Below are 15235 nucleotides of genomic sequence, written 5' to 3' on the forward strand. Positions count from 1 at the left end.
ATGACACCATTACCGTACTATCTATTTCACAACTTAATTACTATTTTCCCCTCTCAGGTAAATCCAGGTTAGTCCCACTGACAGAGAGAACGGATATAATCAGCCGAGCCATCCCGCAGCCATCCATCGAGCTGGGCCGGGTCCTTGAGTTGTTGGCCACGCAACCGCGGCACGACAAAATACCCGCAGTCAACATCGGACAGGGTCGACATGTCGCCCCAGATTTTTTCGAACTGTGTCACCGGATAAACATCCTCCTGTCCGTGCCCCCATCGTTTTTTAACCTCCTTGAGGGTCAAATACGTGGGGAGGCGCGATGCCAGACCGCGCACGGCCTCTGCGATCAGAGCCTCCCTGTTTTCAAGAATATCTTCTCGGGTCAGTCCGAGGACGCCGAGCAGCTTGTCAATATCGATCCATGTTGTCAGGGTGTTATAATAGGACAGGCCGAATTCGGTCTCCTCGCGGGGCATCGCCAGGCCCTCGACGAGGCGCGGCCGGCCATTGACCCTGGCCAGTCCCCCACCCCGGTCCTCGAGCCGGCGTGTGATCACTTCGAAGTCGAGCGTATTTCCCTGGTCAAGGTGCAAGCCCAACAACAAAGGATCGATATTGGCACCCAGGGTATCGATGTTATGAAGTAGCAAAGTTGTGAGCTGTGGCTGGCCCAGCAGCAGTTCACGGAGGGTTCCATTCAAAATAAGATTGGGTATCTCAAAGAAATGACCGACCGGGTGGAGGCATTGGAGCGGTAGGTTGTCGGTGTAGTCGGACGCTTCACCCGTTGACTTTGCCCAGTTGATCAAGGCCGCATGCAGGGAGTCGAGCATCTTCTGCTGCTGTTCATCGAGGCGTTGCTGGGGCATTTCCTCCCAGGCAAATCGCAGGTCCCGCTCGGTGGGAACCATGCGCAGGCCCACCGATCTTCCGGGGGAGAGCAACAGCTGGCCAGGGTAATGGTACATTTCAGCGGCGGATAGAAATTCAGCGGTCGGTGCATTGGTCAGGTAGGATGTCGTGATCACATGAGGGACCGGCGAACCGGAATACGCACCTGTTTTACGCGACTTCGCCAGGTGGGTTTCGATAAACGACCGGTATTTACCATCTAACGGAGCAAATGGATTCAGCGCCTTGCATGTTCCGGCCCCACCGGTCCAACGCGAGCCGGCACCGGCAGCCAAGGTGACCACGGCCACCTGTCCGTTTTTGAGTGCCTCGTTCCCGAGCGAGGTCAATTCGGCAACCCTCGGGAGAGGCTCACCGGTAATATCAGTCACGTCACCGGGTGAGACATCCGTAATCTGGGACGAGGCAGGGAGGCGATTCTGGGAAAGACCGATACGACCTGCGAGCAGGTCTTTGCGCACCTGGTTGTGCAGTTCACGATCAAAGCCATTCTCCCGCAGCAATTGACTTAACGATGCATCCGCCCCCTCACCTGCCTTGCCTTCCTTGGGAAAGAGTGTGTCGAACAACTGGACAATCGCATTGCCGAATTCAGGTTTATCACGTGATGCCGCCGCAAAGTGATCCAAATCCCCCCGCTGGGTGGATGTGAGCTTGGCAGGATCAAGCTGCAACATGTTAGGCACATTGAGCTGGTAAAACATCGGCGGCAGCAGCGAATCCCTGCCACATAACAGGTCGGCACAAGTGCCGTTCGGGTTGATCGAAAAATCGTAGACCACAGGGTCCATGGCAAAGGGCAGGGCGAACTGTAGGCGCTGTTTGGCCGCATCCATAAACTGCTGCATCTTTTCCTGTCCCTCCTGCTTGCGGTGTGGTGCAAAAATGAAACCCATACCACCACCCGACATGCCACCTAACATCCAGAATCCCCAGAAATCCCCGCCGAAGTAGTCACGGGCGTTTTCTATCAGGGTTTCGGTATACAGGTTGGTGGCCCAGGGAATGATGGTCTGCAAGGGACCGTAAAAATTGCGTGTTGTGGCATCACCGAGCGCTTTGATGTCACCACGCTTGAGAGCATCGATCAGCTCATCGAGCAACGCCAGCGCCTGCTTCCGCCCCACCCACTCAGCAGCCGAGCGTAACAGATACTTTTCAGTCACCATTTCGAGGATCGGGCCCACATTCTGCGCCATCCCGCCGTGGACGAGCACCAACGAATCCTGCAACGCTTGCCGGGAAGCCAACGGGATTTCATCGTCGTCAAAAACGTGGTGCACCGGCATCAACCGACCGCGGGACACACCATATTCAGGGTCCGTCTCAGCCGCCTGCTCACCGGTGATGAGTTTGATGCCGGGCCAGACGCCGCCGGAATCCTGCCAACCGCCGCCAGAGCCACCAATCCATTCACCAAGGATGGCACGCGCCAGAATCAGGCGACGCTCGTTTTCCTCCAGTGGGCCGGTGAGCGATTTGGTTTGCCCCGTCGCACGCATCAGCGCGCCGATGAGGGCTGCGAGCAAATTGGTCGAAACCGCCAGGCGGGAACCCTTCGGAATATCATTAACGGAGGAGACCAGTTCAAATCCCCTACCAGGACCAAAAACACGACCTAACAACTGGTCGAGCTTCATACCGGAACCTTCAATACCAGGAGGGACAATCCCCGCTGCTATCACGGCTGCTTTTAACAAACCCAGATAATCCTTGGCAAAGTCAAACACCTCCCCGAGCGCGTCGATTCTTACGCTGGCACGAAGGTCGACCGAAGTCAGTCGAATCACCGGCTCATCGATCACCCGTAAGTAGGCTTCCACCGGTGGCCTTGGCGTTTTGTCCCGACCATGCACGCCCAGATCCACCGAGACATTCAGCACGCGCGCCCCCTCGGGATAGTCCATCCCTAGGAAAAAAATATCTGACCACCCCGAGTGGGAGAGGTCCATCCGCACCGGCGTCCTCTCGCGCAGGATCGGCAGGGCACCATCGCTCGCGGGCTGCACGAGTTCGGGGCGAATACGGAGCGGATGGTCGGCAGGGTGGCCCATACGGAACATCCACTGGTTCCCCCTCACCGTGCGCACCGATTTCCTTACCTGGTTTGCCAGGGTCTGGAATGCCAGCTGGTGGTAGGCCGAGGCGAGCGCTGAGGCAAGCGCGTCGCCGGGTCCCTGTTTGCGCACCGCGCCAAGAAACAGGTCGATCGCCTCGCCAAAACGCCTCTGCAACAGGTGTTCATAACCTTTGAATGGAATGCTTCCCACCTGTTGGGCATCGAGTTTCCCAGGCAAATGAAACCGGTGGATCGCATAGAGAAAAAAGAGTGCCCTCACCCGGTCGTAGAGGTTCCCGGATTCCCTGCGAAAGGCATCGAGGCCTTCGCACTCGGCAAGCAGCCCGGCCAGCGATAGCTCCGCACAGACTGAAGCAAGTGCAACATCCCGCTCAGCAGGGTCGGTTGATACAATGATGGAAACAAGTTGTGATGCCATGATGACAGGAATGTGAAAACCTAGGATTTGGCGACAGATAACAGCTCGATCAGGGAAACCAGCATGTCGTCCCGGTGGGGACCGGCCAGCGCCAGCGCAATTTGAGCCCGTAACAAACCATGTCTTTCCCCCAGGTTGAACCGCGTCCCCTTCAGCTCGGCAGCCAGAAATTGTTCCGACCGGGCAATCTCTGCCAGTGCAGGTGTCAGCCCCAGCTTCTCGCCTTCTTGCAACCCGGCCACCTGACGATCCAGCAGATCAATAATCGAAGGCTTCAGCACTTGGATTCCAAAAAAACAGAGATACTTCCCATGCCGCAAACCCGGGATGATCAGCTCCTGTTCCGCCAGTGTCGGGGTAGGTTTTTCAATGATCGCATTCACTTCAAAGAGAGACGGCTGGGAAGGGTCCCGGCGGGCGCCTATAGTCCCGTAAAGATGCAGCTGGCTCTCATCCGTCACCTGGACGGCCGAGAAATACGCATCGTGCTCAGAGGCCTGCGCCAGTAGCTGTTTGACACAGGGTTCATCCGTATGGCTCATAAACAAATGGTCGCCCACAATCAAAACAAAGGCTTCACCATGCAAAAACTCACGGGCACACCAGACGGCGTGACCGTAGCCCCTGGGGGATTCCTGTTCAATGAATTGAATCGCTCCAGCATGCGCCCCGGCAGCAGCTCTGTAAGCGCCTACAGCTCCGGGAACGACTACAATGGCTACCGACTCGATCCCCGAGGCAAACAGTTCATCCAGGGAATTCTCGATCACTGATTTGGACTCACCGACCGCGTTGGTGATGGTTTGAAGTGGGAGATGTTGTTCTGCCGGATTGGCAGCGGTAATAAGGGCTTTACGAGGCTTCATGTGTTGGAAATGATGCCTGACACTAGGCAAAGATCGGATTATGCCAACTTCATTTTCACCTGCGTGAGTAATCGCTTCATCAACAGCGAGTGACCATTGACGATTGCCCCGATGCCTACGACATCTTCGACAGCCTACTGTTGCTCTGAAGATATTTCAGAGGCTACTGTGTCAAGCCCTCTTACGGATGTTCCACAGTTCGTGCCTCCATAAATTACGATGACAATGTGGAAACATTACTAATACTTGACACAAGTCACCCGATGACAATTTGAAAATCTAGTACGATGAGAATTCGGCCGTTAACAACCCACGAGGCGAATGTGGTGTATTTTACGCCGCAGTATTTGGCGAAACCCATGCCACTCATGCCACTGGTCTCAAATGTATCGAGTAGCTTCTCACGATGCTCGGAACTCACCCTGATCCGACCCATACAGTCTGTCTTGATAAGCTCTCCATCCACTTTGCAAAGTTCTGTCGTAGGTGTCATACCTACGACATATACGACACGACTTTGCTACGGCAAAGGCCTTTCAGATGGTGCTACGTTGAGCGCTTACTGATGAGAGGTGGAGGACGGGGCGCAGGCGGTGAGGAGGAACGACGCTCTGCCGGAGCTGCGTCCGGAGCCGCTGTGGAAGGGGCCCCCTCGGGGAAGGCAGCCACAATCAGGGAGAGACTTGCACTCGCAAAGCTCGCCCGTGGGCACCACCCCTCATTACGCCCGTTGTGCGATGTCAGCCAAGCACGACGCGTGACAGGCCGTCGGCGGGGTGCTGGGCGCGGCGGCAGTTGATCAGGATTCGCGACAGCGACTAGTCTTTGAGAGGGTAGCTTTTGCCACGCTAACAAGACAGACTAACAATAGTAAAATTCACGATTCACGAACTGCCCCCTCTCTGGCCCCCTCTCTGATCTTTTCTAGCTGGGTGTGGGTGTCTTTGGCAAGACTCTAGCTTGGAGTGTTTGCTGCCCGGCGGAGGCACTTTCAGACTCCTGTCCTGGAAAGTTGTGTTGTGGACGGTAGAGCATAAGACTATTTGCTTCTTGAATTCGTCCTAACGATTTACTCAAGCGGGGTTTTCACAAGTTGTCGCATCGAGTAGATTTGCTTTTTGGGCTGCTTCCACTCAATACCACACATCGGCCGGGCACCGCTCTTGCGTTTCTCTCCAAAGCGATCGCGTGCCTGTTTGAATATCTGATCGACAAATTCCCGGCTTCCCACGGTCATGCCATCGCTGAAATACCGCACCCTGCAGCGCATGGCTTCGCCAAAGCTGAGTTTACCACCCTTGGCTAACACCTTTTCCACGTTCTTACGCTTGAACCCTTTTCTAACGCGCTTGATCTTCTGGTTGTCAGGCACATCGCCAGCGTGAATATCTTCCGCAAATACCTCCTCGCCATCGGCAAAGAGCATCATGCGGTAGTGATCCGCCGCCCCCTTGTTCCAAAACTGCGGTTCGGGTGGTTTGTTTCCAATTTCCTCATGGGTCTCAAGTATCCGACAGATCCCGTCGCGCGCTTTTTTCCTGCCGGAGTTCGCTTTCGGCTGCATCGCCTCGCCGTATGAACACCACTTGTAATCCTCGGGATTCTTCACCATGCCCGCCCGGATCGGATTGAGATCGATATAAGCGGCCATCACCCGCGCAGCATAGCCATCCTCCACAAGCACACTCTTGAACCGCCCTTCCCACAAGGTTCCGCGCCGACCGTTCGCGCCATTATACCACTGCGTAAAACGTTGCTTGAGCCCCTTCATGAACTCGGACAGATCATGCATCCGACAGGTAAACTTCTCCTTGAGCTCTGCAGCAGCCTTATCCGCGCCGTCTGCACGAAACTTCTTCAGCATCTGCTCGATACCCCGATAATACACCGTCGAATACAAGGGCTTGAGACGAGCCAGAAAATCCTCATCCGTAATTTCCACAGCTTCTCCCTGGACCTTCGGGGGAACCTCCACCAACAGGTGAAAATGGTTGCTCATAATACAGTAGGCAAGCACCCGAACCCCACAAAACGCCTCGTATTCGCGCATCATACGGACAAACACGTCCTTTTGCTCGCGACCCAACACAAACTGCCGATCAACAACCCTGGACACGCAGTGATACAGGGAAGCCGTGACTTCAGCAGAGGGGGATAGGAAACGTGGCTGACGCATGACAAGGGCAGTAAAACATCAGGAAGAGGAGTAGTCAATGTGCTTCTTTATAAAAGGCCTGTCCCTTTATACGCATCCGCCACCGCTCCGCGCAACCATCCATCCCATCCCGGTCCGGCAAGCCATGCGGCCCTTGATGATTTTGAGATTTTCGCGGGGGACGGCCACTTTCATGCCGCCGCCTCCCATGACCAGCGTGATTACAAGGGAAGGAAAACAGCCGTAGGCCACCTCTACACACTGAACCTGCGAAACTTCACCTGTAATCACCTCGCCCTGAGCAACAAGAAAGAAAAACGGCGGACAAGGAAGACCGAGAAAAACCACGACATCACCCTGCTCAAGTCCCTCGACAGAGAGCTCCTGCGCCAAGGCGCGCCAAAGGGAAGGAAGGTCATCTACGTGTGGGATAAGGCCGGAATCGATTTCGCCCAGTGGTTCAAGTGGAAGCAAGCGGGCGGCATTTACTTCCTGAGCCTTGAAAAAGACAACATGCGCCCGGTGAGTCCGATGCCCCTTGGGTTTGACACCGCGGATCCGGTTAACGCCGGAGTAATCAGCGACGAACTCGCAGGATACGGCGGCGGAGTCATGCTGCGGCGCATCACCTACCGCTGCCCGCAGAGCGGACGCGACCTGGTATTGCTGACCAACCTGACAAGCTCAAGCTTCCCGCCGGGACTCATTGCCCAGCTCTACCGCATGCGCTGGGACATCGAGAAAATCTTCGATGTGTTCAAGAACAAGCTTGGCGAGATAAAGGCATGGGGGAGCACGGAGGCCGCGCGGGAGATGCAGGCTCTCTTCATCACCCTGAGCCACAACCTGCTGACACGCTTTGAGGAAACCATCAGGGAAGAAGAGGGAATCGAGAACACAACAAACCGCAAGCGGATGGACAAGCGTCTTGAGCAGGCGCAAAGTGAAGCCAGCCAGTTAGGAGGGGAGTTGCCAAGGCTATACAAAGACTGGCAGAGGCTTAAGCAGACGGGCGTGACCTTCATCCGCTGGGTAAGCGGTCGATGAAGAGCCCTCACTCAAATCTCCTCTGAGGTCGGAAGATGGTGTAAGTGTCATAGCTATGGAATCTATCACACTTATTGAAAACGACGTTCCCCTGATCCCGATCACCACAGACGAGCTAGGGCGTATGCGCCTCAGTCCGGAACACAAAGAAGCCCTGCTCGACGCCTTTGAACGCAGCTCGATGAGCGGACTGGGATTCGCCCGCAAGTATGGGCTGACCTACCCGACCTTCGCCTCTTGGGTTCGCAAACGCAAGGAGGCGAAGCAGGCCCGGCCTGCTCTTGACTCACTGGTGGAAATTACACCGGCCGCCTCACCCGCAGCAGGCCTGGTCGTTGAACTCGGTGGTGGAAACCGCATCCACCTTGCCGACGCCAGCCAGGTGCCGCTGGCCGCCGCCCTGATCAAAACCCTGACTCGCTAGAACAATGCTCACCTTCAACAGCGGCCTCAAAATCTACCTCGCCACCGAACCCTGCGACATGCGCAAGAGCTTCAACGGGCTCTCCGTCGTCGTGCAAAACAAACTCCGTGCCGATCCCCAAAGCGGAGCCGCCTTCCTCTTCACCAACAAACGCCGCAACCTCATCAAGATCCTCCATTGGGACGGAAGTGGCTTGTGGGTTCTCTCCAAGCGACTTGAAAAGGGACGCTACAGCTGGCCAAAACAAAGCCACAGCAAGCACGGGAAAATCAGCCTTGAAGCCACCGCCCTTGCCATGCTCACCGACGGCATCGACCTGCGCGACGGATGCAAACGCGCATGGTATGAAAAGCCGTAAAAAATCGCAAATGTTAGAAAGAAAGCATCACCTGGTGACGTTGTTAGTATGTGACCCGGACGGAGGAGGACAAAGACAGAATCATCGCCTCACAGCGTGAGCTGATAGAAAGCCAGCGCGAGCAAATCGCCCTGCTTGAAAAAAAGGTCGACCATCTCATCCGCATCATCTACGGCAGCAAAAGCGAAAAGCTCGACCCCGCCCAGCTTGAACTCCTTCTCGACCCCGACGCGGCAAAAAAGCCCTGCGCCGCCGACGGCGAAGAGGACGCACCGGCGGCTGACAACACCGAAGAACTCAAGAGCGAACTCAAGCCCGTCCGCGAGCGCAAGCCCCGCGAACCCCGGCTGCCCGCCAACCTCCCCACCGTTGAGGAAGTCATCATCCCCGATGAAGTCCGGGCCAACCCGGGGGATTACCGCCGCATAGGCCAGCGCACCAGCGAGCGGCTCGATGTCGAACCCGGCCGCTACACCCGCCGACTCATCATCCGGCCCACCTACGTCAAAAAGAACGAGGCCATACCCAGCATCCACACCGCGCCCCTGCCGCCCACCGTCCTCGAAGGCAGCATCCTCACCCCCTCGCTGCTGGCCCACATCGTCACCGGCAAATACTGCGACCACCTCCCGCTCTACCGGCAGGAGCAAATCATGTCGCGTCGCCACGGCATCAACATCCCCCGCAACACCATGAGCCACTGGATGGAAGTCGGCGCAGACCTCCTCCAGCCCCTCTGGAAACTCCTCGTCAGCGACCTCCGGAAAAGCAGCTACGTCAAGGCCGATGAAACCCCCATCGACTACCTCAGCCCCGGACACGGCAGTACAAGAAAAGGCTACCTCTGGCTCTACCAGAACCCCGCGCACAACACCATCGTCTACGACTGGCAGACAGGCCGTGACTCCAGCTGCCTCGCCGCCATCCTCGGCAACGCAGACGAAAAAGATACTTTCAGAGGCATCCTCCAAAGTGACGGCCACGGTGCCTACAACAAATGGTCCGGCGACAACGAAGGCATCACCCAGTCGGGGTGCTGGACACACGCCCGTCGCAAATTTTACGACAACCTGGAGGAAGACCCCGTGCTTGCGGCAAAGATCCTGCGCCTCATCCAGCAACTCTACCGGATCGAGGAAAAATACAAGGACTCGGCTCCCGAAGTCCGCAAATACCACCGACGACGGCAAAGCCGCCCGATCACTAAACGCCTCCACCACCTCACCACCAAAGTTAAAAACAAACACCTGCCCAAAAGCGGCCTGGGTGGGGCGGCGGCGTATGCACTGAACCAGTGGAGCAAACTCATCGTCTACCTTCACCATGGGGAGGTTCACATCGACAACAACTCCGTCGAACGCGGCGTGCGTCCCACAAAAATAGGCATCAAGAACTGGCTCTTCATCGGAGGCGAGGAAACCGGCTGGCGCAGTGCCGTGCTCTACACCATGGTTGAAAACTGCCGCATCCTCGGCAAAGACCCCTACGCGTATTTGAAATGGGTCTTTGAAAAACTCCTGACCACGACCAACAAGGACGACCTACACAAACTCCTCCCCGCCGCATGGGTGCGGACCGCAACTCAGGAAAACGCAGCCGCTGCTTGAACGCGGCTATTGGGAAAAATTAAAAGTGTGACACATATCACACTTTCATCGTGAATATCAAGCCTACTCAGAAGGCTCTTCACGGATCGCTTACTCCGCTGGTTAAGAAATCAAATTTTCAAACCGACTTCGTGGGTGCAGTCCTTGCACCTGTTAAGGCAAACCTACGCCATTTTTAAAGCATGATCTTCTAACACCGATCATATGATATATGTCCCTTTATATACCTTCGCTTAAGGAAGTGCCATTCATGCCTGCCCTCCTTAAAATTAGCCCTTTCAAAAATTAGTTGCTAGGCCTTTGCAATTTCAGGTAGTTATTTCATAAATCCATGAGTTCAATAGGGTATGGACGATAGCAAATATCTAGTCTTATCACACGTCTGTTCAGATACATGAACGAAACTCCTAGTTTCTCGTAAAATGCCTCGGATGCATTCTCTTTAATTTTTCTTAGCAGTTTGGGAGGTCCATATAAACTCTGCATTTTATCATAAGTCGTGAGCCCGTGAAATAATGCTCCATGTGGGTTTTGAATCAACTCTCCGCTTTTATCACTTATCATTAAGTCATTTCCATCAATTCTAGAAAAATCAAAATCGCCATCATTATGATAAATTCCTATTCTTATTACCTGATTGCCTTCATCGTGCTCTGATAGTCGAAAAACAACCACAATGCTTGTTTGCCCATGATATATCCAACGCCAGCTACCATCTAATTTTTGATTAGTGTATTCAACAATTTCATCGTTGCGACCAAGTTTTATTTTATCGGGGTACCCATATATATAGATCACTTCCTGCATATTAGCCCGGAGCTTAAGGCCCTTATAGCCAAAGATTTTGAAATGTCCTAGATCAAGATTTGACCTTTGATGCATTTTATGTTCCTCATATTTGCCATATTTTTTGGATATAAAGTGTCCTGTAGCACCTAAAAGGATCAGTGCTATAGGTACAAAAAACAAAGGTTTTTTGATAGCTTTCTTTATTTTCTCTTTATTTGCAATTTCACCTTTTTTTGATAGGATTATGGTTGCGATTAAAAGTGAAATTCCAATTACTACAGAAGATATTAATATGCTGAATGCTAGACTCATAACGAATGAATTAAGTTAACGTCAATATGGGGGAGCTGTATATGACGGACTGATGGTTGAATTGTCATGACGCTTACTGTACGCGGTGGGCAAATTGTTTGTAGCCACTCCTTGTTTGACGATTTGATTACAGGAGGCTGAAGTATGTCCAGATAAGGTTTGCGATCAGAGACCCACTGACTCCATTGGCTACCGCCGTTCCCTGTTGAGCCAGTTCCATCGTAATGTCGCCGACCCACTTTTTTACTGACCCGCCGACCTTGCCAGGAGGATCGCCCTCAGGTCGTGTTTCGTCATCTTCGGCCATGGCAGCATTAAGGCGCGTTATATGAGCGTCACCCACCCCAAGTTTCTTCAGCTGATTGAATAAGTCATTCTTCGTGGAGATTGTCACAACATTGCTATCGCCATGAATTACGACATGCCCGGACCCTGAGACATTTGATGTCGACACGGTTGCACCGGAATGAGCTGTGATGGACATTGACGGGCTTTGACCCTCGATAGGCAATCCATTCTCGGCACGGTAGGTGCTGCTGCTCTTAAACAAATTAATCAGCTTGGGCAGATTTCGTATTATCGTCATCTGTTCGTCCCATAGCTCGAGCGCAATCGTCACCTCCCAAGTTTTCGGTGCACCATGCTCTTCGCATCGCTTTGTCACATGTCGCTTATGAGCCGCATAAAGCTTCTCATACCTCGGAAGCTTGTTCATGAGGATAATTTCGAGCACATCGACGAATTCCGTGTAAGTGTGGCACGAGTCTGAACTCTCCAGTTTGCTCAGCCATTCTATCAGGTCGATTTCCATCTGTCGCCCATCTGAGTAGATCATATACGCAAACTCATCGTGATCACCGCCATAGTTGGTGTATTGATGGAAGTTGCCAGACTTCACGGATACCCAATATTTATCTTTTTTGTGCAGACTATCCGAGATCGCACGGACACGCTCAACTTCTAGTGGTATATTGCTCATAAGTTTATTGGTCGAACAGTATTATTCGTTGGCTCACCCTTACTGCAATGAATTTGATTTTTCACGGTGGGATTCTGGATCTCTGTCATGGAGTCATAAGGGAGTTGCCGGGAAAAAGAGAGGTGTTGAATTTAGAATTGGTGCATACAGCAGCTAATCCCCTTGCCTCACATCGGGTTTCCTCCTTCGCTCCCACCATCGCTAAAAAGCTACGGAGGACATGATGGCGGGCAGGAAAGCTATGGAGGACAGGTGATCGTCTAGATTTCTTTGTTCTGACGGACTTCGGGTTTGATTTCAATGGCGGGTTTCTTCTTTGTTGGCTTTTTTTGTGAGGTTTTTTCCATGCTTTCTACCCCGTCATCTCTATCAGCTATCAGATTGATGTCAACCTCAACAGGGACAGCGCGGAGGCCGGAGATGATTTTTTCTAGCTGGCTGATGGTGTCTTTGGCCAGGCTCTGGGGTTGGGCGTAGTGGGTTCCGGCGGCGGTGATGACGTCCCGGATGGACTCTAGGCCGTCGTTGAACTGGGTGAGCTGGGCTACGACTCGGGTGATGGGGTCGGTTTCGGAGGCTCCGCCTAGGAGTTTGTTTTTGTTGAAGTCCTTTTTGATCTGGGCCCAGCGGTCGGCCTCCTCTTCGGTGAGGATGTTTTCCATTTCCTTGAACTTGAGCAGGTTTGCCTCGGCTCCTGTTGTTAGGGTCTGGGACTCGTTTTCGTAGTGGTCGATGACCAGGGCGCGGACTTCGTCGTGGGTCATGAGGGGCAGCACTTTTTCGGCGATGCGGTTCATGTTCCGGTAGGAGCCCTGGAGCTTGAAGGCGGGCTCGGTGCGGTAGTTGTCCTCCTGGGCGGCGCTTTTGATATACTGGAGGTTTACGCGCAGGATGGTGTCGCGGACGGTGTAGAGGTGTTGAGTGGTTTTGACGAACTCCTCGATCTCGGCGGCGGTGTAGTTGCCTTCGAAGTCGATACCCTCCTGGCTGCCGGAGAGGGGTCAGGCCGTGGATTGTGGATTTTACAATTGTTAGATTGGAATGTTAACCTCCCAAATATCAACCTTCCCAACTCTAGAGTAAGCGGTCGGTGAAGAGTCCATAGGATGGGCTGGATGTTGAAGATGAAAGTGTGGTATGTGTCACACTTTCAATTTTTGCCGACGGTCGCTGTCAGTGTTAACGGCCGAATTCTCATCGTACTAGATTTTCAAATTGTCATCGGGTGACTTGTGTCAAGTTATAGCCATGTTTCCACATTGTCATCGTAATTTATGGAGGCCCGAACTGTGGAACATCCGGCCTGAGCGGTCGTAATTTTGTGACGGTCTGACACGATTGGGGAGAGTTTTGTAATGGCGCGGTGTTTGGTAGGATTTTTTGAGGCATGCCGAGCCGTTCCGGATGTTGTGTCCGGTTTTTTTGTTAGGACGTAGAAGGACGTGCCGGCAGTTTCCAGGCTAGGTTACATCCCTGTAGAGTCTGACCGATGGCTCCACCCAGAAGGTGGAAAGTTGCCGCTCCCCTGTAAGCCGGATTCTGTCCTCAGTGCTTTCGCGCTGATGGACGGTCATTTATCTTATCCCTTGCGGGAAACCTCCCTTGCGGGATGGTGCGACTAATACCCGGGGATCCTGATCGGGCGGGCTACCCTTCCCCTGTTATGTCTTGCGCCACGCGGGGTTTACCGTGCCTCCTCGGTTACCCTTGGAGCGGTGGGCTCTTACCCCACCTTTTCACCCTTACCCCCCGAAGCCTTGGCAAAGGGGGGCGGTTTGTTTTCTGCTGCACTTTCCGTCCGACAGGCTTGAACCGGTCGTCCCCTGTTGTTCACAAGGCGCGCTGCCCTTTGGCGTCCGGACTTTCCTCAACCCCGCCAATACAAGACCGGCAGGACTGCGACCGTCCGGGGAGCGGCGAGCGCAGGCTACGCCTGTAAACTCCAATTAGCAAATCCCAAATACCAACAAGAATACTTGTATTCGCAATTTGGAACTTGGAATTTGGAATTTGAAACTTAGAACTTCCGCACCATGTCTTACGTCCTTCCTACTTACGCCAACTTTCCGCTCACCGCTGTCCGGGGAGAGGGCGCGCGATTGTGGGACAGTGAGGGCAAATGTTATCTCGATTTCTGCGCTGGCATTGCCACGTGCAGCATCGGCCACTGCCACCCTGCACTGAGTAAGGCGATCAGTGAACAAGCATCGACGCTGATGCATTGCTCCAACCTCTACCAAATCCCCCAGCAGAAAGAGCTGGCGCGTACCTTGGTTGAAGATTTCACCAGGATTCCGGGCAAGGTGTTTTTTGGAAATTCAGGAGCCGAAGCCAATGACGGCATGATTAAAACCGCCCGGCGATTTGGTCATGCCAGACCTAACGCCAAAGGCAGCCCCCGCTACGAGGTGATCACGTTTAACAGCTCGTTTCACGGCAGGACGCTTGGATCCATGGCCGCCACGGCCCAAACAAAAATCCAGCAAGGGTTCGATCCGATGCTGCCAGGTTTCAAGTATGTGCCACTCAATGATCTTGAGGCGCTTAAATCGGCGATCACCGACATCACCGCAGGTATCATGCTGGAGCCCATCCAGGGCGAAGGTGGTGTCCATGAGGTTACGCCCGAGTTTTTACAAGGAGTGGCCGGACTTTGTCAGGAACATGATCTGCTGCTGATGCTGGATGAAATCCAGTGCGGACTGGGTCGGACGGGAACCCCGATGGGGTGGCAGGCTGTTTGCCCCGAGCTCAAACCAGACACCATCTCGTGGGCCAAGGGCTTGGGTGGCGGTTTTCCGATCGGTGCCTTTTATGTGAGTGACAGAGCCATCGATGCAAAGGGCACCGCGCTATCTGCACTGATGGATGCCGGCTCCCATGGCTCGACCTATGGCGGCAATCCCCTCGCCTGCTCGGCCGCTCTCGCCGTTCTAACTGAAATCAAATCATCCGGCCTTTGGATCAACGCCGGCCATCAGGAAAAACGGATCCGGCAGGCAGTCACAGCATGGAATCACCCGGCGATCGATACCATCCGGGGCAAGGGCCTTCTTCTCGGATTTGCCCTCAACAGGGAATCCATGGAGGTTCCCGATGAATCACCACCGGCCCCCCACCTCTGCAAGGCGCTGATGGCCAATGGGCTGCTGACCGTCCCCGCCGGGCCTGACACCTTGCGTTGGCTGCCACCACTCAATGTCACCGATGGCGAAGTCGACGAGGCATTGAAAATACTCAAAAACACCCTCGATTTACTGCTTAAAAACTGAATACTCCAAGTATTCGCCC

The 15235-nt window shown here is 54.0% G+C and carries 11 protein-coding genes and 1 other RNA gene; 5 read left to right on the forward strand and 7 right to left on the reverse strand.

Annotated features, from left to right (window positions below; translation table 11 throughout):
• Window positions 1-68: 68 nt before the first annotated feature.
• The 3 genes from H7A51_05070 to H7A51_05080 form a co-directional block, all read right to left on the reverse strand.
• Window positions 69-3407, reverse strand: coding sequence for a UTP--glucose-1-phosphate uridylyltransferase (locus tag H7A51_05070; protein ID MCP5535593.1), 3339 nt, complete (start codon window positions 3405-3407; stop codon window positions 69-71).
• Window positions 3408-3427: 20 nt separating this feature from the next.
• Window positions 3428-4273 (reverse strand): UTP--glucose-1-phosphate uridylyltransferase, encoded by an 846-nt coding sequence (locus H7A51_05075; protein ID MCP5535594.1) that lies wholly within the window; start codon window positions 4271-4273, stop codon window positions 3428-3430.
• A gap of 1069 nt (window positions 4274-5342) precedes the next feature.
• A complete protein-coding gene (locus H7A51_05080; protein MCP5535595.1) occupies window positions 5343-6449 on the reverse strand; it encodes a transposase in 1107 nt (368 codons plus the stop codon).
• Window positions 6450-6488: 39 nt separating this feature from the next.
• Here H7A51_05080 and H7A51_05085 point away from each other — a divergent pair, with 39 nt between their 5' ends.
• From H7A51_05085 to H7A51_05100, 4 genes are read left to right on the forward strand one after another with little or no spacing between them, the layout of a single operon-like run.
• The gene (locus H7A51_05085; GenBank protein MCP5535596.1) at window positions 6489-7475 is read left to right on the forward strand and encodes a transposase; all 987 of its coding nucleotides are present in this window, start codon (window positions 6489-6491) and stop codon (window positions 7473-7475) included.
• A 55-nt stretch (window positions 7476-7530) separates the two neighbouring features.
• Window positions 7531-7899, forward strand: a complete 369-nt coding sequence (locus H7A51_05090) for a hypothetical protein (protein ID MCP5535597.1) — start codon at window positions 7531-7533, stop codon at window positions 7897-7899.
• Between the two features lie 4 nt (window positions 7900-7903).
• Window positions 7904-8257 carry an IS66 family insertion sequence element accessory protein TnpB gene (gene tnpB / locus H7A51_05095; GenBank protein ID MCP5535598.1) on the forward strand — a complete coding sequence of 118 codons (354 nt, stop codon included), beginning with the start codon at window positions 7904-7906 and terminating at the stop codon, window positions 8255-8257.
• Between the two features lie 50 nt (window positions 8258-8307).
• Window positions 8308-9864 (forward strand): IS66 family transposase, encoded by a 1557-nt coding sequence (locus H7A51_05100; GenBank protein ID MCP5535599.1) that lies wholly within the window; start codon window positions 8308-8310, stop codon window positions 9862-9864.
• A gap of 321 nt (window positions 9865-10185) precedes the next feature.
• Here the strand turns inward: H7A51_05100 and H7A51_05105 are convergent, their stop codons facing one another.
• From H7A51_05105 to rnpB, 4 genes are all read right to left on the reverse strand, one after another.
• Window positions 10186-10965: a hypothetical protein gene (locus H7A51_05105; protein MCP5535600.1), complete on the reverse strand. Its 780-nt coding sequence runs from the start codon at window positions 10963-10965 to the stop codon at window positions 10186-10188.
• 127 nt (window positions 10966-11092) lie between these two features.
• On the reverse strand, window positions 11093-11944 hold the full coding sequence (locus H7A51_05110; GenBank protein MCP5535601.1) for a hypothetical protein: 852 nt from the start codon (window positions 11942-11944) through the stop codon (window positions 11093-11095).
• Window positions 11945-12204: 260 nt separating this feature from the next.
• Complete coding sequence (locus H7A51_05115; GenBank protein MCP5535602.1) at window positions 12205-12741, reverse strand: hypothetical protein; 537 nt, start codon at window positions 12739-12741, stop codon at window positions 12205-12207.
• A 715-nt stretch (window positions 12742-13456) separates the two neighbouring features.
• An RNA gene (gene rnpB, locus H7A51_05120) (RNase P RNA component class A) lies at window positions 13457-13862 on the reverse strand.
• A 115-nt stretch (window positions 13863-13977) separates the two neighbouring features.
• Here rnpB and H7A51_05125 point away from each other — a divergent pair.
• Window positions 13978-15216 carry an acetylornithine/succinylornithine family transaminase gene (locus H7A51_05125; GenBank protein ID MCP5535603.1) on the forward strand — a complete coding sequence of 413 codons (1239 nt, stop codon included), beginning with the start codon at window positions 13978-13980 and terminating at the stop codon, window positions 15214-15216.
• The last annotated feature ends 19 nt before the right edge of the window (window positions 15217-15235 follow it).

This window comes from Akkermansiaceae bacterium (assembly GCA_024233115.1).
Lineage (GTDB): Bacteria > Verrucomicrobiota > Verrucomicrobiia > Verrucomicrobiales > Akkermansiaceae > Oceaniferula.

Coding starts and splice junctions, on each gene's coding strand:
- H7A51_05080 (MCP5535595.1), bottom strand. CDS start 6,449: ATGCGTCAGCCACGTTTCCTATCCCCCTCTGCTGAAGTCACGGCTTCC.
- H7A51_05125 (MCP5535603.1), top strand. CDS start 13,978: ATGTCTTACGTCCTTCCTACTTACGCCAACTTTCCGCTCACCGCTGTC.
- H7A51_05115 (MCP5535602.1), bottom strand. CDS start 12,741: ATGAACCGCATCGCCGAAAAAGTGCTGCCCCTCATGACCCACGACGAA.
- H7A51_05075 (MCP5535594.1), bottom strand. CDS start 4,273: ATGAAGCCTCGTAAAGCCCTTATTACCGCTGCCAATCCGGCAGAACAA.
- H7A51_05090 (MCP5535597.1), top strand. CDS start 7,531: ATGGAATCTATCACACTTATTGAAAACGACGTTCCCCTGATCCCGATC.
- H7A51_05070 (MCP5535593.1), bottom strand. CDS start 3,407: ATGGCATCACAACTTGTTTCCATCATTGTATCAACCGACCCTGCTGAG.
- tnpB (MCP5535598.1), top strand. CDS start 7,904: ATGCTCACCTTCAACAGCGGCCTCAAAATCTACCTCGCCACCGAACCC.
- H7A51_05110 (MCP5535601.1), bottom strand. CDS start 11,944: ATGAGCAATATACCACTAGAAGTTGAGCGTGTCCGTGCGATCTCGGAT.
- H7A51_05105 (MCP5535600.1), bottom strand. CDS start 10,965: ATGAGTCTAGCATTCAGCATATTAATATCTTCTGTAGTAATTGGAATT.